The sequence below is a fragment of the uncultured Escherichia sp. genome (genome assembly GCF_948475835.1).
In the GTDB taxonomy this organism is placed as follows: Bacteria; Pseudomonadota; Gammaproteobacteria; order Enterobacterales; family Enterobacteriaceae; genus ECMA0423.
In genome coordinates, this window is sequence record NZ_CAOLGM010000088.1 from 1 (window position 1) to 19,762 (window position 19,762).

General features: G+C 51.4%; 10 protein-coding genes. 8 read left to right on the plus strand and 2 right to left on the minus strand.

What is annotated here, in order from left to right:
* The 7 genes from gyrA to rcsC all read left to right on the plus strand — a co-directional run.
* A partial coding sequence (gyrA, locus tag QZF50_RS16365) for a DNA topoisomerase (ATP-hydrolyzing) subunit A (RefSeq protein WP_290388915.1) occupies positions 1-2,269 on the plus strand: 2,269 nt, incomplete at its 5' end.
* A gap of 148 nt (positions 2,270-2,417) precedes the next feature.
* Positions 2,418-4,106, plus strand: coding sequence for a DUF2138 domain-containing protein (locus tag QZF50_RS16370; protein WP_290388916.1), 1,689 nt, complete (start codon positions 2,418-2,420; stop codon positions 4,104-4,106).
* Positions 4,103-4,726 carry a DUF1175 domain-containing protein gene (locus tag QZF50_RS16375; RefSeq protein WP_001298790.1) on the plus strand — a complete coding sequence of 208 codons (624 nt, stop codon included), beginning with the start codon at positions 4,103-4,105 and terminating at the stop codon, positions 4,724-4,726. The genes QZF50_RS16370 and QZF50_RS16375 overlap by 4 nt, the downstream gene beginning before the upstream one ends.
* A gap of 23 nt (positions 4,727-4,749) precedes the next feature.
* A complete protein-coding gene (locus QZF50_RS16380; RefSeq protein ID WP_290388918.1) occupies positions 4,750-9,264 on the plus strand; it encodes an alpha-2-macroglobulin in 4,515 nt (1,504 codons plus the stop codon).
* Positions 9,265-10,914, plus strand: a complete 1,650-nt coding sequence (locus QZF50_RS16385; RefSeq protein WP_001748576.1) for a YfaQ family protein — start codon at positions 9,265-9,267, stop codon at positions 10,912-10,914.
* Between the two features lie 4 nt (positions 10,915-10,918).
* Positions 10,919-11,695 carry a YfaP family protein gene (locus QZF50_RS16390; protein ID WP_001225888.1) on the plus strand — a complete coding sequence of 259 codons (777 nt, stop codon included), beginning with the start codon at positions 10,919-10,921 and terminating at the stop codon, positions 11,693-11,695.
* A gap of 274 nt (positions 11,696-11,969) precedes the next feature.
* Positions 11,970-14,819 (plus strand): two-component system sensor histidine kinase RcsC, encoded by a 2,850-nt coding sequence (gene rcsC, locus QZF50_RS16395; RefSeq protein WP_000876014.1) that lies wholly within the window; start codon positions 11,970-11,972, stop codon positions 14,817-14,819.
* A 199-nt stretch (positions 14,820-15,018) separates the two neighbouring features.
* On the opposite strand, the gene rcsB is transcribed toward rcsC, so the two are convergent.
* Together rcsB and rcsD are read right to left on the minus strand one after the other, a co-directional pair.
* Positions 15,019-15,669: a response regulator transcription factor RcsB gene (gene rcsB / locus QZF50_RS16400; RefSeq protein WP_001061917.1), complete on the minus strand. Its 651-nt coding sequence runs from the start codon at positions 15,667-15,669 to the stop codon at positions 15,019-15,021.
* Positions 15,670-15,685: 16 nt separating this feature from the next.
* A complete protein-coding gene (rcsD, locus tag QZF50_RS16405; protein ID WP_001249109.1) occupies positions 15,686-18,358 on the minus strand; it encodes a phosphotransferase RcsD in 2,673 nt (890 codons plus the stop codon).
* Positions 18,359-19,095: 737 nt separating this feature from the next.
* Here rcsD and QZF50_RS16410 point away from each other — a divergent pair.
* A partial coding sequence (locus QZF50_RS16410; RefSeq protein WP_290388917.1) for a porin occupies positions 19,096-19,762 on the plus strand: 667 nt, incomplete at its 3' end.

Sequence of the window (19,762 nt, forward strand, 5' to 3'; positions counted from 1 at the left end):
GCGTTATACGGAAATCCGTCTGGCGAAAATTGCCCATGAACTGATGGCCGATCTCGAAAAAGAGACGGTCGATTTCGTTGATAACTATGACGGCACGGAAAAAATTCCCGACGTCATGCCAACCAAAATTCCTAACCTGCTGGTGAACGGTTCTTCCGGTATCGCCGTAGGTATGGCAACCAACATCCCGCCGCACAACCTGACGGAAGTCATCAACGGTTGTCTGGCGTATATCGATGATGAAGACATCAGCATTGAAGGGCTGATGGAACACATCCCGGGGCCGGACTTCCCGACGGCGGCAATCATTAACGGTCGTCGCGGTATTGAAGAAGCTTACCGTACCGGTCGCGGCAAGGTGTATATCCGCGCTCGCGCAGAAGTGGAAGTTGACGCCAAAACCGGTCGTGAAACCATTATCGTCCACGAAATTCCGTATCAGGTAAACAAAGCGCGCCTGATCGAGAAGATTGCGGAACTGGTAAAAGAAAAACGCGTGGAAGGCATCAGCGCGCTGCGTGACGAGTCTGACAAAGACGGTATGCGCATCGTGATTGAAGTGAAACGCGATGCGGTCGGTGAAGTTGTGCTCAACAACCTCTACTCCCAGACCCAGTTGCAGGTTTCTTTCGGTATCAACATGGTGGCATTGCACCATGGTCAGCCGAAGATCATGAACTTGAAAGACATCATCGCGGCGTTTGTTCGTCACCGCCGTGAAGTGGTGACCCGTCGTACTATTTTCGAACTGCGTAAAGCTCGCGATCGTGCTCATATCCTTGAAGCATTAGCCGTGGCGCTGGCGAACATCGACCCGATCATCGAACTGATCCGTCATGCGCCGACGCCTGCAGAAGCGAAAACTGCGCTGGTTGCTAATCCGTGGCAGCTGGGCAACGTTGCCGCGATGCTCGAACGTGCTGGCGACGATGCTGCGCGTCCGGAATGGCTGGAGCCAGAGTTCGGCGTGCGTGATGGTCTGTACTACCTGACCGAACAGCAAGCTCAGGCGATTCTGGATCTGCGTTTGCAGAAACTGACCGGCCTTGAGCACGAAAAACTGCTCGACGAATACAAAGAGCTGCTGGATCAGATCGCGGAACTGTTGCGTATTCTTGGTAGCGCCGATCGTTTGATGGAAGTGATCCGTGAAGAGCTGGAGCTGGTTCGTGAACAGTTCGGTGACAAACGTCGTACTGAAATCACCGCCAACAGCGCAGACATCAACCTGGAAGATCTGATCACTCAGGAAGATGTGGTAGTGACGCTCTCTCACCAGGGCTACGTTAAGTATCAGCCGCTTTCTGAATACGAAGCGCAGCGTCGTGGCGGGAAAGGTAAATCTGCCGCACGTATTAAAGAAGAAGACTTTATCGACCGACTGCTGGTGGCGAACACTCACGACCATATTCTGTGCTTCTCCAGCCGTGGTCGCGTCTATTCGATGAAAGTTTATCAGTTGCCGGAAGCCACTCGTGGCGCGCGCGGTCGTCCGATCGTCAACCTGCTGCCGCTGGAGCAGGACGAACGTATCACTGCGATCCTGCCAGTGACCGAGTTTGAAGAAGGCGTGAAAGTCTTCATGGCGACCGCTAACGGTACCGTGAAGAAAACTGTCCTCACCGAGTTCAACCGTCTGCGTACCGCCGGTAAAGTGGCGATCAAACTGGTTGACGGCGATGAGCTGATCGGCGTTGACCTGACCAGCGGCGAAGACGAAGTAATGCTGTTCTCCGCTGAAGGTAAAGTGGTGCGCTTTAAAGAGTCTTCTGTCCGTGCGATGGGCTGCAACACCACCGGTGTTCGCGGTATTCGCTTAGGTGAAGGCGATAAAGTCGTCTCTCTGATCGTGCCTCGTGGCGATGGCGCAATCCTCACCGCAACGCAAAACGGTTACGGTAAACGTACCGCAGTGGCGGAATACCCAACCAAGTCGCGTGCGACGAAAGGGGTTATCTCCATTAAGGTTACTGAACGTAATGGTTTAGTGGTTGGCGCGGTACAGGTAGATGACTGCGACCAGATCATGATGATCACCGATGCCGGTACGCTGGTACGTACTCGCGTTTCGGAAATCAGCATCGTAGGCCGTAACACCCAGGGCGTGATCCTCATCCGTACTGCGGAAGATGAAAACGTAGTGGGTCTGCAACGTGTTGCTGAACCGGTTGACGAGGAAGATCTGGATACCATCGATGGCAGTGCCGCGGAAGGGGACGATGAAATCGCTCCGGAAGTGGACGTTGACGACGAGCCAGAAGAAGAATAATTTTACTTCTTCATGCCAAAAGGGAGCTATCTCCCTTGTTTGAATTGAAAAGTCCAGGCTGCAAAGTCTGGGCTTTTGTCGTATTAGGGCACGGTAAAGTTTGGCTGTGCCCGTAAAAAATGGCTGGCTATACACAAGGAATGTGGCAATGAGTGGTGAAAAAAAGGCGAAAGGCTGGCGGTTCTATGGTCTTGTAGGTTTTGGCGCAATAGCACTGCTTTCCGCTGGCGTCTGGGCGTTGCAATATGCTGGCAGTGGGCCAGAAAAAACGTTGTCGCCGCTGGTGGTGCACAACAATCTGCAAATCGATCTCAATGAGCCGGACCTCTTTCTCGACAGCGACTCTCTGAGCCAGCTTCCCAAAGATCTCCTCACCATTCCGTTTCTCCACGATGTTCTGAGCGAAGATTTCGTTTTCTATTATCAGAATCATGCCGATCGTCTGGGCATTGAAGGCAGCATTCGTCGTATTGTCTATGAACACGATCTCACGCTGAAAGATAAGCTCTTTTCGTCACTCTTAGATCAGCCCGCGCAGGCAGCGCTGTGGCACGATAAACAAGGCCATCTTTCACATTATATGGTGCTGATCCAGCGCAGTGGTTTAAGCAAACTGCTGGAGCCATTGTTGTTTGCCGCTACCAGCGACAGCCAGTTAAGCAAAACGGAAATCAGTAGCATCAAGATAAATAGTGAAACTGTTCCTGTTTATCAGTTGCGCTATAACGGCAATAACGCCCTGATGTTCGCGACTTATCAGGACAAGATGCTGGTGTTTTCCAGCACGGATATGTTGTTTAAAGATGATCAGCAGGATACCGAAGCCACGGCGATCGCAGGTGATTTGTTGAGCGGCAAAAAACGCTGGCAAGCAAGCTTTGGCCTGGAAGAGCGTGCTGCTGAAAAAACGCCAGTACGCCAGCGCATCGTGGTCAGCGCCAGGTTGCTGGGTTTTGGCTACCAGCGGTTAATGCCTTCTTTTGCTGGCGTACGCTTCGAAATGGGTAACGACGGCTGGCACAGTTTTGTGGCGTTAAATGATGAATCCGCCAGCGTAGATACCAGTTTCGATTTTACGCCGGTCTGGAACAGTATGCCTGCCGGGGCCAGCTTCTGTGTGGTGGTGCCGTATTCACACGGTATTGCCGAAGAGATGCTTTCGCACATCAGTCAGGAAAACGACAAGTTGAATGGGGCGTTAGACGGTGCCGCGGGGCTGTGCTGGTATGCAGACTCAAAATTGCAAACCCCGCTGTTTGTCGGTCAGTTTGATGGCACTGCCGAACAGGCGCAATTGCCAGGGAAACTGTTTACGCAAAATATTGGTGCGCACGAAAGCAAAGCGCCAGAAGGTGTTTTGCCGATAAGCCAGACTCAGCAGGGCGAAGCGCAAATCTGGCGTCGCGAAGGGAGTTCCCGATACGGTCAGTATCCGAAAGCGCAGGCGGCGCAACCCGATCAATTAATGTCGGATTATTTTTTCCGCGTGTCGCTGGCGATGCAAAACAAAACGCTGCTTTTCTCCCTCGATGACACGCTGGTTAATAACGCCCTGCAAACACTGAATAAAAACCGCCCGGCAATGGTGGATGTAATACCCACTGATGGCATCGTTCCGCTCTATATCAATCCACAAGGCGTGGCGAAACTGCTGCGTAACGAAACGTTGACCAGTCTGCCGAAGAATCTCGAACCGGTTTTTTATAACGCCGCACAAACTTTATTAATGCCGAAGCTGGACGCTTTATCTCAACAACCGCGTTATGTCATGAAGCTGGCCCAGATGGAACCCGGTGCCGCCTGGCAGTGGCTACCCATAACCTGGCAGCCGCTATGAGGCACGGGCTGCTGGCGCTGATTTGCTGGCTGTGTTGTGTTGTTGCCCATAGCGAAATGCTGAATGTCGAACAATCCGGGCTGTTTCGCGCCTGGTTTGTACGCATTGCACAAGAACAGCTCCGCCAGGGGCCAAGTCCACGCTGGTATCAGCAGGATTGTGCGGGCCTGGTGCGATTTGCGGCGAACGAGACGCTGAAAGTTCACGATAGTAAATGGCTAAAAAGTAACGGTTTCTCTAGCCAGTATTTGCCGCCAGAGATGACGCTAACACCTGGACAGCGTCAACTGGCGCAAAACTGGAATCAGGGGAACGGGAAAACCGGCCCCTACGTGACCGCGATTAATTTGATTCAGTACAACAGCCAGTTTATTGGCCAGGACATAAACCAGGCGCTGCCTGGCGATATGATTTTTTTCGATCAGGGCGATGCCCAGCACTTAATGGTCTGGATGGGGCGTTACGTCATCTACCACACCGGAAGCGCCACGAAAACTGACAACGGAATGCGCGCAGTCAGTCTGCAACAACTTATGACATGGAAGGACACCCGATGGATACCCAACGATTCCAATCCCAATTTCATTGGCATTTATCGTTTAAATTTTCTGGCGCGATAGCAGCGTGCTTGTCCCTGTCTCTTGTGGGAACAGGGCTTGCTAATGCTGATGATTCGCTTCCTTCCAGTAACTATGCGCCGCCCGCCGGGGGAACATTCTTTTTGCTTGCTGACAGCAGTTTTAGCAGCAGTGAAGAGGCGAAAGTGCGACTGGAAGCGCCGGGGCGTGATTATCGGCGCTATCAGATGGAAGAGTACGGCGGCGTGGACGTTCGCCTGTATCGTATTCCTGACCCGATGGCATTTTTGCGCCAGCAGAAAAACCTGCATCGCATTGTGGTGCAACCGCAATATCTGGGCGACGGGCTGAACAATACGCTGACCTGGCTGTGGGATAACTGGTACGGCAAATCTCGCCGCGTAATGCAGCGTACTTTCTCTTCTCAGTCACGGCAGAATGTGACTCAGGCATTACCCGAATTACATCTCGGCAATGCCATTATTAAACCTTCCCGTTATGTACAGAACAACCAGTTTTCCCCGCTGAAAAAATATCCCTTGGTGGAACAGTTCCGTTATCCACTATGGCAGGCTAAACCGGTCGAGCCGCAGCAAGGGGTAAAACTGGAAGGCGCATCCAGCAATTTCATCTCGCCGCAGCCGGGTAACATTTATATTCCTCTCGGCCAACAAGAGCCGGGACTGTACCTCGTCGAGGCGATGGTTGGTGGGTATCGGGCGACGACGGTGGTGTTTGTTTCCGATACCGTGGCGCTTAGCAAAGTGTCAGGCAACGAGCTTCTGGTGTGGACCGCGGGTAAAAAACAGGGTGAAGCGAAGCCCGGCTCAGAGATCTTGTGGACTGACGGTCTTGGCGTGATGACCCGCGGTGTGACCGATGACAGCGGTACCTTGCAGTTACAACATATATCGCCAGAACGCTCATACATTCTGGGTAAGGATGCTGAAGGCGGCGTTTTTGTCTCCGAGAACTTCTTCTACGAAAGTGAAATCTACAACACCCGCTTGTATATCTTTACCGATCGCCCGCTATATCGCGCAGGCGATCGTGTCGATGTTAAAGTGATGGGCCGCGAATTCCACGATCCGTTGCATTCATCCCCCATCGTCAGCGCCCCGGCGAAGCTTTCGGTGCTGGACGCTAACGGCAGTCTGTTGCAAACCGTCGATGTCACGCTGGATGCGCGCAATGGCGGGCAGGGAAGTTTCCGCCTGCCAGAAAATGCCGTTGCCGGAGGTTATGAGTTACGTCTTGCTTACCGCAATCAGGTCTATAGCAGCAGTTTTCGCGTGGCAAACTACATCAAGCCACATTTCGAGATTGGTTTAGCTCTCGACAAAAAAGAGTTCAAAACTGGCGAAGCGGTCAGCGGCAAACTGCAACTGCTCTACCCGGATGGCGAGCCGGTAAAAAATGCCCGCGTGCAGTTAAGTTTGCGCGCTCAGCAATTATCAATGGTCGGTAACGATTTGCGTTATGCCGGACGTTTCCCCGTGTCGCTGGAAGGCAGCGAAACGGTGTCCGACGCCAGCGGTCATGTGGCGTTAAATCTCCCCGCCGCCGATAAACCGAGCCGTTATTTGTTAACCGTCTCCGCCAGTGACGGCGCGGCGTATCGTGTCACCACCACCAAAGAGATCCTCATTGAACGCGGTCTGGCGCATTACTCATTAAGTACTGCCGCACAATACAGTAATAGCGGCGAGTCGGTTGTGTTCCGTTATGCCGCGCTGGAATCTTCAAAACAGGTTCCTGTTACGTATGAATGGTTGCGTCTCGAAGACCGCACGAGCCATAGCGGAGAGCTACCGTCAGGCGGCAAATCCTTTACCGTCAATTTCGCTAAACCTGGCAACTACAATCTGACATTACGCGATAAAGACGGCTTAATTCTCGCTGGGTTAAGTCATGCCGTCAGCGGTAAGGGCAGCACGGCGCATACTGGTACGGTAGATATCGTGGCGGATAAAACGCTGTACCAGCCAGGCGAAACTGCGAAGATGCTGATTACCTTTCCGGAGCCAATTGATGAAGCATTATTGACGCTGGAACGCGATCGCGTGGAACAGCAGTCGCTGCTTTCGCATCCGGCAAACTGGCTGACGTTACAACGTTTAAACGATACCCAGTATGAAGCCCGGGTTCCAGTGAGCAATTCCTTTGCGCCTAACATCACTTTTTCGGTGCTGTATACCCGTAATGGTCAGTACAGTTTTCAGAACGCCGGGATCAAAGTTGCCGTTCCTCAGCTTGATATCCGGGTGAAAACGGACAAAACCCATTACCAGCCTGGTGAACTGGTCAATGTCGAATTAACCTCGTCGCTGAAAGGTAAACCTGTTTCTGCGCAGCTAACGGTAGGCGTGGTCGATGAAATGATCTACGCGCTGCAACCAGAAATCGCGCCGAATATCGGCAAATTTTTCTATCCGCTGGGGCGTAACAATGTGCGTACCAGCTCCAGTCTGTCGTTTATCAGCTACGACCAGGCGCTCTCCAGCGAGCCGGTTGCGCCTGGCGCAACTAACCGCAGCGAGCGGCGAGTAAAAATGCTTGAACGTCCACGGCGTGAAGAGGTGGATACCGCGGCATGGATGCCGTCACTCACAACCGATAAACAAGGCAAAGCGTATTTCACGTTCCTGATGCCTGATTCGTTAACCCGCTGGCGTATCACCGCGCGTGGGATGAACGGCGACGGGCTGGTCGGGCAGGGGCGTGCTTATCTGCGTTCGGAAAAAAATCTCTACATGAAGTGGAGTATGCCAACGGTGTATCGCGTGGGCGACAAACCGGCGGCAGGACTGTTTATCTTCAGTCAGCAGGATAACGAACCGGTGGCGCTGGTGACTAAATTTGCAGGCGCTGAGATGCGCCAGACGCTGACGCTGCACAAAGGGGCGAATTATATTTCGCTGGCGCAGAACATTCAGCAATCTGGCTTGTTAAGCGCAGAACTGCAACAAAATGGGCAAGTGCAGGACAGCATTAGCACAAAACTGTCTTTTGTGGATAACAGCTGGCCCGTTGAACAGCAGAAAAATGTCATGCTCGGCGGTGGCGAGAACGCGCTGATGTTGCCCGAGCAGGCTAGCAATATCCGGCTACAAAGTAGCGAAACGCCGCAGGAGATTTTCCGCAACAATCTTGATGCGTTAGTCGATGGACCATGGGGTGGCGTGATCAACACCGGTAGCCGTCTGATCCCGCTCAGTCTCGCCTGGCGTTCGCTTGCCGATCATCAAAGTGCCGCCGCTAACGACATTCGTCAGATGATTCAGGATAACCGTCTGCGGCTGATGCAACTGGCGGGGCCCGGAGCGCGCTTTACCTGGTGGGGTGAAGATGGCAATGGTGACGCCTTCCTTACGGCATGGGCATGGTACGCCGACTGGCAGGCCAGCCAGGCGCTCGGCGTAACGCAACAACCGGAATACTGGCAGCATATGCTCGACAGTTATGCCGAGCAGGCGGATAACATGCCGTTATTGCATCGGGCGCTGGTGCTGGCGTGGGCACAGGAGATGAATCTGCCGTGCAAAACGTTGTTGAAAGGGTTGGATGAAGCTATCGCCCGGCGCGGAACTAAAGATGAAGATTTCTCTGAGGAAGACATCCGCGATATCAATGACAGCCTGATCCTCGATACACCGGAATCTCCACTGGGAGATGCGGTGGCAAACGTCTTAACCATGACGTTGCTGAAAAAAGCGCAGTTGAAGTCCACGGTGATGCCACAGGTTCAGCAATATGCGTGGGATAAAGCGGCAAACAGCAATCAGCCGCTGGCGCACACGGTTGTGCTGCTCAATAGCGGTGGTGACGCTACCCAGACGGCCGCTATTTTAAGTGGTTTGACCGCTGAGCAATCCACTATTGAGCGCGCGCTGGCCATGAACTGGCTGGCGAAATATATGGCGACAATGCCTCCAGTTGTTTTGCCTGCGCCTGCGGGCGCATGGGCTAAACATAAGTTAACTGGAGGGGGCGAAGACTGGCGTTGGGTTGGTCAGGGTGTGCCGGACATGCTCTCTTTTGGTGACGAATTATCGCCGCAAAATGTGCAGGTCCGCTGGCGTGAACCGGCAAAAACGGCTCAACAAAGTAACATTCCGGTGACCGTTGAACGCCAGTTGTATCGGCTTATCCCCGGTGAAGAAGAGATGAGCTTTACTCTGCAGCCGGTGACCAGCAATGAGATTGACAGCGATGCGCTGTATCTCGATGAAATTACGCTTACCAGCGAGCAGGATGCAGTTCTGCGCTATGGTCAGGTGGAAGTACCGCTCCCGCCGGGAGCCGACGTTGAGCGCACAACATGGGGCATTTCAGTCAATAAACCCAACGCCGCGAAACAGCAGGGGCAATTGCTGGAAAAAGCGCGTAATGAAATGGGCGAACTGGCCTATATGGTGCCGGTGAAAGAACTGACGGGAACGGTCACTTTCCGCCATTTGCTGCGCTTCTCGCAAAAAGGGCAATTCGTTCTGCCTCCTGCTCGTTATGTGCGTTCCTATGCACCTGCGCAGCAAAGTGTTGCGGCAGGGAGTGAATGGACCGGGATGCAGGTGAAATAAGTGAACTGGCGCAGAATCGTCTGGCTATTGGCGTTGGTTACTCTGCCAACGCTTGCGGAGGAGACGCCGTTACAACTGGTGCTGCGCGGTGCGCAGCACGATCAACTGTATCAGCTGTCGTCATCAGGCGTGACCAAAGTCTCAGCATTACCTGACTCGCTCACCACGCCGTTAGGGAGTTTGTGGAAACTGTATGTTTACGCCTGGCTGGAGGATACCCATCAACCGGAGCAGCCCTACCAGTGTCGCGGAAACTCCCCGGAAGAGGTTTATTGTTGTCAGGCTGGGGAGAGCATAACGCGCGATACCGCGCTGGTACGTTCCTGTGGGTTCTATTTTGCGCCGCAGCGGTTGCATATTGGCGCAGATGTGTGGGGGCAATACTGGCAACAGCGTCAGGCACCTGCGTGGTTAGCGTCTCTTACAACGCTGAAGCCAGAAACCTCGGTAACGGTTAAATCGCTGCTCGATTCATTAGCGACGTTACCTGCGCAAAACAAAGCTCAGGAAGTCTTACTGGATGTGGTGCTGGACGAGGCGAAAATCGGTGTCGCATCCATGCTCGGTAGTCGGGTACGGGTGAAAACCTGGAGCTGGTTTGCCGATGATAAACAGGAAATCCGCCAGGGTGGTTTTGCTGGCTGGTTAACCGATGGTACACCGCTGTGGGTTACTGGCAGTGGCACCAGCAAAACGGTACTAACCCGTTATGCGACGGTGCTTAATCGGGTTTTGCCAGTGCCGACGCAGGTTGCCAGTGGGCAATGTGTAGAGGTGGAGCTGTTTGCCCGCTATCCGCTGAAGAAAATCACAGCGGAAAAGAGTACGACGGCAGTAAAACCCGGCGTACTTAATGGGCGCTATCGTGTGACGTTTACTAATGGTAACCACATTACGTTTGTCAGCCACGGTGAGACGACCTTACTGAGCGAAAAGGGCAAACTGAAATTGCAGTCGCATCTCGATCGTGAAGAGTACGTTGCCAGAGTTCTGGATCGCGAGGCGAAAAGTACGCCCCCTGAGGCAGCGAAAGCCATGACCGTGGCGATTCGCACTTTTTTACAGCAAAACGCCAATCGGGAAGGCGATTGCCTGACCATCCCCGACAGCAGCGCCACGCAGCGTGTTTCTGCTTCGCCAGCGACCACGGGGGCGCGAACGATGACCGCCTGGACGCAGGATCTCATCTATGCAGGCGATCCGGTTCATTATCATGGCAGTCGCGCTACCGAAGGGACACTTTCCTGGCGGCAAGCCACGGCCCAGGCGGGGCAGGGGGAGCGTTACGACCAGATACTCGCGTTTGCTTATCCCGACAACAGCCTTAGCCGCTGGGGAGCTCCACGCTCAACCTGCCAGTTATTACCCAAAGCGAAAGCCTGGCTGGCGAAAAAAATGCCGCAGTGGCGGCGTATATTACAAGGCGAGACGGGGTACAACGAACCAGACGTGTTTGCGGTCTGTCGTTTAGTCTCAGGTTTCCCCTATACCGATCGGCAGCAGAAACGGCTGTTTATTCGTAACTTCTTTACGCTTCAGGATCGGCTGGATTTAACCCATGAGTATCTGCACCTGGCCTTTGATGGTTATCCCACCGGGCTTGATGAGAACTATATCGAAACGCTGACCCGACAATTATTAATGGACTAATGCTATGCGAAAGATTTTTCTTCCGTTGTTACTGGTGGCACTTTCGCCTGTCGTTCACAGTGAAGGTGTGCAGGAAGTCGAGATTGACGCACCGCTCTCTGGCTGGCATCCGGTAGAGGGCGAAGATGCCAGTTTTTCACAATCGATCAATTACCCGGCGTCGTCCGTCAACATGGCAGATGATCAAAATATCTCAGCGCAGATCCGCGGCAAAATAAAGAATTATGCTGCGGCGGGTAAAGTTCAGCAGGGCCGGCTGGTGGTCAACGGTGCCAGTATGCCGCAGAGAATTGAATCCGATGGTTCATTTGCACGCCCTTATATTTTCACTGAAGGCAGCAACAGCGTGCAGGTCATCAGCCCGGATGGGCAAAGCCGGCAAAAAATGCAGTTTTACTCAACGCCGGGTACAGGAACGATTCGTGCACGTTTACGGCTGGTTCTCTCGTGGGATACGGACAATACCGATCTCGATCTCCATGTTGTCACGCCCGATGGCGAACACGCCTGGTACGGTAACACCGTGCTGAAAAACAGTGGTGCACTGGATATGGATGTCACGACGGGGTACGGACCCGAGATTTTCGCCATGCCAGCACCAGTTCACGGGCGCTATCAGGTGTATATCAACTACTATGGTGGGCGCAGCGAAACGGAATTGACGACCGCCCAACTGACGCTGATCACCGATGAAGGATCGGTCAATGAGAAACAGGAAACATTTATTGTACCGATGCGTAATGCTGGCGAGCTGACGCTGGTGAAAAGTTTTGACTGGTGATCCATCCCTTCACACAACCTGGCTCTCTCTTTTTTCAGATAAGACTGCTGGGCGATCTGCCGACGCCAGGATATAACCATTAACAAGCGTCGGCAGATTGGTCATTTCTTATTTTTCGTACTGAGAACTGTCCATCTACTCCGGCTTTCTTGGTTAAGGCAATGGTTTCTAAGCGATACGCATTATTGCAATGGTGACAGAACATTGCGGTAACACGCTTTTACCGCTACCTTAACCACACTCCATCGGTCACCTGAGGCGGAGCTTCGCCCCTTTGAAATACCTTGCTTCTTTTCGTACAACCCTGAAAGCCTCGCGCTACATGTTCAGAGCATTGGCGTTAGTGCTCTGGCTGTTGATTGCTTTTTCATCCGTTTTTTACATCGTTAATGCGTTACATCAGCGAGAATCGGAAATTCGTCAGGAATTTAATCTGAGTTCCGATCAGGCTCAGCGCTTTATTCAACGCACCTCTGATGTGATGAAAGAGCTGAAGTACATCGCCGAAAATCGCTTATCGGCAGAAAACGGTGTGCTTTCCCCGCGTGGACGAGAAACGCAGGCGGATGTGCCTGCGTTTGAACCGCTGTTTGCCGACTCCGATTGTTCCGCAATGAGTAACACCTGGCGAGGTTCTCTGGAGTCATTGGCGTGGTTTATGCGCTACTGGCGCGATAATTTTTCTGCGGCTTACGATCTCAACCGGGTATTTTTAATCGGCAGCGATAACCTCTGCATGGCCAATTTCGGTCTGCGTGATATGCCAGTGGAACGCGATACCGCGTTGAAAGCTTTGCATGAACGCATCAATAAATATCGAAATGCACCACAAGATGATAGCGGCAGTAACCTCTACTGGATCAGCGAAGGTCCGCGCCCTGGCGTCGGGTATTTTTACGCGTTGACGCCAGTTTATCTGGCGAACCGGTTGCAGGCGCTTTTGGGTGTCGAGCAGACCATCCGGATGGAGAACTTTTTCTTACCGGGTACGTTGCCGATGGGGGTTACCATTCTTGATGAAAATGGTCATACCCTGATTTCGCTTACCGGACCAGAAAGTAAAATTAAGGGCGATCCTCGCTGGATGCAGGAACGCTCCTGGTTTGGCTATACGGAAGGGTTCCGGGAGCTGGTGCTGAAGAAAAATCTGCCACCCTCATCGCTAAGCATCGTGTATTCGGTGCCGGTTGATAAGGTGCTGGAACGCATTCGCATGTTGATCCTTAACGCAATTTTGCTGAATGTGCTTGCCGGAGCTGCATTGTTTACTCTCGCGCGGATGTACGAGCGACGTATTTTCATTCCGGCGGAAAGCGACGCCCTGCGACTGGAAGAACATGAGCAGTTCAATCGCAAGATTGTCGCCTCCGCGCCAGTGGGTATCTGCATTTTGCGTACCGCTGATGGCGTCAATATTTTAAGTAACGAACTGGCGCATACCTATCTCAATATGCTTACGCATGAGGACCGCCAACGACTGACGCAAATTATCTGTGGGCAGCAGGTCAATTTTGTTGATGTCCTGACCAGCAACAATACCAATCTGCAAATCAGCTTCGTCCATTCGCGCTATCGTAATGAAAACGTGGCCATTTGTGTGCTGGTGGATGTTTCTTCGCGCGTGAAGATGGAAGAGTCGTTGCAGGAGATGGCACAAGCAGCGGAACAGGCGAGCCAGTCAAAATCGATGTTCCTTGCCACCGTCAGTCATGAGCTGCGAACGCCGCTGTATGGCATTATCGGTAACCTGGATCTGTTGCAAACCAAAGAGTTACCGAAAGGCGTCGATCGGCTGGTGACGGCAATGAACAACTCTTCCAGCCTGTTGTTGAAAATTATCAGCGATATTCTCGATTTCTCGAAGATTGAATCGGAACAGTTGAAGATCGAACCGCGTGAGTTTTCACCGCGTGAAGTGATGAACCACATCACCGCCAACTATTTACCGCTGGTGGTACGCAAGCAGTTAGGCTTGTACTGCTTTATTGAACCGGATGTGCCAGTGGCCTTAAATGGCGACCCGATGCGTTTACAGCAGGTCATCTCCAATCTGTTGAGTAACGCCATAAAATTCACCGATACCGGCTGTATAGTTTTGCATGTCCGCGCTGATGGCGATTATCTCTCTATCCGTGTTCGCGATACCGGCGTGGGGATTCCGGCGAAAGAAGTGGTGCGCTTGTTTGATCCCTTCTTCCAGGTCGGAACGGGCGTACAGCGAAACTTCCAGGGGACCGGTCTGGGTCTGGCGATTTGTGAAAAACTGATCAGCATGATGGACGGCGATATCTCGGTAGATTCAGAACCGGGAATGGGCAGCCAGTTTACCGTGCGTATTCCGTTGTACGGCGCTCAGTACCCGCAGAAAAAAGGCGTGGAAGGGTTGAGTGGTAAACGCTGCTGGCTGGCGGTCCGCAATGCGTCGCTCTGTCAGTTCCTGGAAACCAGTTTGCAGCGCAGCGGCATCGTCGTTACAACATACGAAGGGCAGGAACCGACTCCCGAAGATGTGTTAATTACTGACGAGGTAGTGAGTAAAAAATGGCAGGGTAGAGCGGTAGTGACCTTCTGTCGTCGCCATATTGGTATTCCGCTGGAGAAAGCGCCAGGGGAGTGGGTACACAGTGTGGCTGCCCCGCATGAGCTACCGGCATTGTTGGCGCGTATTTATTTGATCGAGATGGAGAGCGACGATCCTGCTAACGCTCTGCCGTCGACGGACAAAGCGGTCAGCGATAATGACGATATGATGATTCTGGTCGTGGATGATCATCCGATTAACCGACGTCTGCTGGCAGATCAGTTGGGATCGTTGGGCTATCAATGTAAAACCGCGAATGATGGTGTCGATGCGCTTAATGTACTTAGCAAGAATCATATTGATATCGTGCTTAGCGACGTCAACATGCCAAATATGGATGGTTACCGCTTGACGCAACGCATTCGTCAGTTGGGACTGACGTTGCCGGTAATCGGAGTAACTGCTAATGCGTTGGCTGAAGAGAAGCAGCGGTGTCTGGAGTCCGGTATGGACAGCTGCCTGTCGAAGCCGGTAACGCTGGATGTGATAAAACAGACGCTGACGGTATATGCCGAGAGGGTCAGGAAATCGCGGGAATCGTAGGACGGATAAGGTGTTTATGCCGCATCTGGCATTCAGTGCAAATGCCAGATGCGACGCTGACGCGTCTTATCTGGCCTACTTTAATGTAATCTGTTGAAATAATGGGAATCGTAGGCCGGATAAGGCGTTTACGCTGCATCCGGCAATCGGTGCAAATGCCAGATAAGACACTAACGCGTCTTATCTGGCCTACAGATGATTAGTCTTTATCTGCCGGACTTAAGGTCACAGAAGAGAGATAATTCAGCAGGGCGATATCGTTCTCGACACCCAGCTTCATCATCGCAGATTTCTTCTGGCTACTGATGGTTTTAATACTGCGGTTCAGCTTTTTAGCGATCTCGGTCACCAGGAAGCCTTCCGCAAACAGGCGCAGAACTTCACTCTCTTTTGGCGAGAGACGCTTGTCACCGTAACCACCAGCACTGATTTTTTCCAACAGGCGAGAAACGCTTTCCGGGGTAAATTTCTTCCCTTTCTGCAGCGCGGCGAGAGCTTTCGGCAGATCGGTCGGTGCACCTTGTTTCAGCACGATCCCTTCGATATCCAGATCCAATACCGCACTAAGAATCGCCGGGTTGTTGTTCATGGTCAGAACAATGATCGACAGGCTTGGGAAATGGCGCTTGATGTACTTGATTAAGGTAATGCCATCGCCGTACTTATCGCCAGGCATGGAGAGATCGGTAATCAACACATGCGCATCCAGTTTCGGCAGGTTGTTGATCAGTGCTGTAGAGTCTTCAAATTCGCCGACAACATTCACCCACTCAATTTGCTCAAGTGATTTGCGAATACCGAACAAGACTATCGGATGGTCATCGGCAATAATTACGTTCATATTGTTCATGTAATAGGCTACCTTGCTACAGCAAGCTCTTGACATAACTGTCAATGTCGCTGATGTATTTTTCTATTCCTGGAACATCCTTCTCACGAATCAGATGTTCCAGCGTTTCACATAACTGCTTGCCGGGTACCAGATTTAGCATGGCAAATACGCCTTTAAGACGATGAGCCGTTTGGGCTAACGCAGCAAAGTCACTGGTTGCTGCTTCAGTATACAGCCTCTTAACATCATCCGGTACTGTGTCTACAAAGAGCGCATAATAGCCGCTGGCATGGAGTTGCGCATTTTCATCTCCGCCCAGAGGCGATTCTGTCACCTCTTCCTGCGCCAGTTGCACTTCAATTAATTGTAAGACCGCTTCCTGCATAGCGTTGCTCATATTGAAGTTGACGCACAATTGACCAGGCCCAATTTCCCGTACGCCAGACTCATCATCGCTTAAAAGCAAGCCAGAGGCAGTAAGATTAGACGGATTATCCGTTAAAAAGATATCATAATCTTGACTAATTAATCTTTCATCGGGTGTGATACAGGTTGCACCCCAATTTTCTAACTGGCGAGTGACAATATTCCGAATTTCTGCCGAAGTAACATCCACCATTACGCAGACATCATCCAGTAAACGCTCTTCTTCCTCTTCAACTTCCGGGTCAGCTGCGAGCATTTTGATATGCACAGAGTAGCGTGTACCAAGCCCATCCCGCGTTTTGATGTTTAAATGACCGCCCAGTTTACGTGCCAGTTGATCGCTCAGCCAGAATGCCAGCGGGTCCGCCTTGCCATAGCGATCGTTTTGGGTCTGGTTGATAAACGGGAAGTGTAAATTATCCATTTCATGAATACTTACGCCTTCTCCCGTGTCCAGAATGCGGAACGTCAGGCGGTCTTCGGAGGACTCATCCTGATCAACCTCAAGGGTGATTTTTCCCAATTGCGTTGAGGTCACGGCATATTGCATCAGTAGCAGCAAAATACGTCGTAAGGCATCGCGATCGCCGCGGCGCATATCGTGTGCTTTCAGATGATTGTTAATCAGCAGTTGCAGACCTTTACGCTTGATGGCAGGCAACACTGAAGGCACAACTTCATCAATTAAATCCTGCACGGAGAACAGCACCGTCTCACTTTTCCAGCTATCGTCCGCAAGCATGTTCGCTAACTGTATTTCATCGACCAGCCGCACCAGCACATCTGCCTGATTCGCCAGTTGTTTGCTTTCCGGGGCATTGAGTTTAGCCGCGCTCTCCGCCAGGGACTGTGCGGGTTCTTTCAGCGCATCGCCAATGTTTTTCATAAAGGTCATCCGCCCCTGCTGGTTTTTCTCATACAGACGCTGCGCCTGCTTGAGTTTCTTGTTTACCAGCACTTCGCGATCCTGATCGCGAATAATGAAAATTTGTGTGCGCGGCGCGACCTGGCTGCGGAACATGCGGATCTCATACAGCTCGTTATTGATCGTCGCCTGAATAATCCCCTGATGCTGTTCCGCCATGGTGGTGATGTTTTGCAGATTCAAATGCGGCAGCAAATGATCGGCAATTTTGTTACTTATGACAGTGCGGTTCGATTCCTGATCGTGAACCAGCAGGCCGAGCGGCAGCAGTGAGACTATCTCTTCATTGATTGCCCGTAAAATGCGCAATTCGTTATTGACCGCCGTGTTGGGTAGACTTTCTGTACTGCGACTGGAGAAATGGCGGAATGTGGTATAGCCAAATAACGCCAGCGCCAGCAAACCGATGTTCAGCAGCAGTGGCAGCAGAATGTTTTGCAACGTATCCAGCAATAAGGTGCCATAAGGAACCTGCCAGACCAGTCGCATATCGGTAGAGTTGAGTGCCGAGGAGATTTCAATCTTCGTACTGTTAAAGTGGATACTGACGCTATCCGTCCCTTCTTTCTCATTATCATTGTCTCCCGTTGCCGTCGCGTCTGGCTCAAGGCGGAAACTGTCCAGCGGCATACCCGGAGGGATCAAATCATTAATCGGCAGATCAAAAGCCACGACCGTTGCCAGATGTCCCGGCTGGTTGAACGTGGTACGCAAGGTAAAGTAATGACCGTTCTGCCAGGCCAGGCGGCGCATGTTAGAAAAACTTTCGCGTTCATCGAGGGCGTTGGCCTGTTGCAACATCTCTGCACGACGTGAATCAACAATGTCACTGACGGTCGATTCTTTAAATCCGGAGGTGAGATCTTTGAGGGGCAGGGTTGAGATCAGTACCAGACTGTTATCCTGACCATTCAGGTAATACATCGACCACGGTACATTTTCTGCACCCCACAATGTATCCAGATAAGTGGACATCCGCTGAGTCATCTCAAGCGTTGAGTTGTCGTGAGAGCCAAAGATTAACGCTTCCGTTTTGCGGCGTGGTTTCTCCAGATAGTAGACATCCTGTTTCAGGCGCGTCTCTTGTAAACCTTCGCCGGAGGAGGGGGAGGTCGTCGCGGCAATGTTGTCGTAGATCTGCCAGGTCACGTAACGCCAGGTATCGACGCGCTTTTGGATTGCGTGGGTAATGTCGACAATCTGGTAACTTTTATCTTTCAGCCAGGCGTTAACGGCGCTTTGTACCATTACCCCCATCGTCACCAGTAACACAATGATCAACAGTAAAAAGAAGCGGGTAATGCTCCCCGGTAGGAGTGAAAAGCGGGTCGTGGCCGTTGTCTCTTTCTGACGCATTCGTGTTTATGACCTGTTAAAACTTCGCGAAGTGATAGGGCAGTATAAAGGGTACAGTGTGAAATTCCAGACTCTTACCTGATTGATGATTCTCTATTCTCCCGTGATATTTATCATCCTGCATTGGGGGAAATAGATGTACAAGCGCCATTTTGCTGTACAAATAACCTACAAAAAGCCCAACGAAATTAATTGCAAATAAACGAAGATTGCTGGAAATTATGCTGATGTTAATTATTTGTGAAATAGTTAACAAGAGTTATAGTTTTTCTGTGGTAGCACAGAATAATGAAAGTGTGTAAAGAAGGGTAAAAAAAACCGGATGCGAGGCATCCGGTTGAAATAGGGGTAAACAGACATTCAGAAATGAATGACGGTAATAAATAAAGTTAATGATGATAGCGCGAGATATTCTAGTTGCGAGTGAAGGTTTTGTTTTGACATTCAGTGCTGTCAAATACTTAAGAATAAGTTATTGATTTTAACCTTGAATTATTATTGCTTGATGTTAGGTGCTTATTTCGCCATTCCGCAATAATCTTAAAAAGTTCCCTTGCATTTACATTTTGAAACATCTATAGCGATAAATGAAACATCTTAAAAGTTTTAGTATCATATTCGTGTTGGATTATTCTGCATTTTTGGGGAGAATGGACTTGCCGACTGATTAATGAGGGTTAATCAGTATGCAGTGGCATAAAAAAGCAAATAAAGGCATATAACAGAGGGTTAATAACATGAAAGTTAAAGTACTGTCCCTCCTGGTCCCAGCTCTGCTGGTAGCAGGCGCAGCAAACGCTGCTGAAGTTTACAACAAAGACGGCAACAAATTAGATCTGTACGGTAAAGTAGACGGCCTGCACTATTTCTCTGACAACAAGTCAGAAGACGGCGACCAGACCTATGTACGTCTTGGTTTCAAAGGCGAAACTCAGGTTACTGACCAGCTGACCGGTTACGGCCAGTGGGAATATCAGATCCAGGGCAATACCTCTGAAGACAACAAAGAAAACTCCTGGACCCGTGTGGCATTCGCAGGTCTGAAATTCCAGGATGTTGGTTCTTTCGACTACGGTCGTAACTACGGCGTTGTTTACGACGTAACTTCCTGGACCGACGTACTGCCAGAATTCGGTGGCGGCACTTACGGCTCTGACAACTTCATGCAGCAGCGTGGTAATGGCTACGCAACCTACCGTAACACCGACTTCTTCGGTCTGGTTGACGGTCTGAACTTTGCTGTTCAGTACCAGGGCAAAAATGGTAGCGTAAGCGGCGAAGGCATGACCAACAATGGTCGTGGTGCTCTGCGTCAGAATGGCGACGGTGTCGGCGGATCTATCACTTATGATTACGAAGGCTTCGGTATCGGTGCTGCAGTTTCCAGCTCCAAACGTACTGATG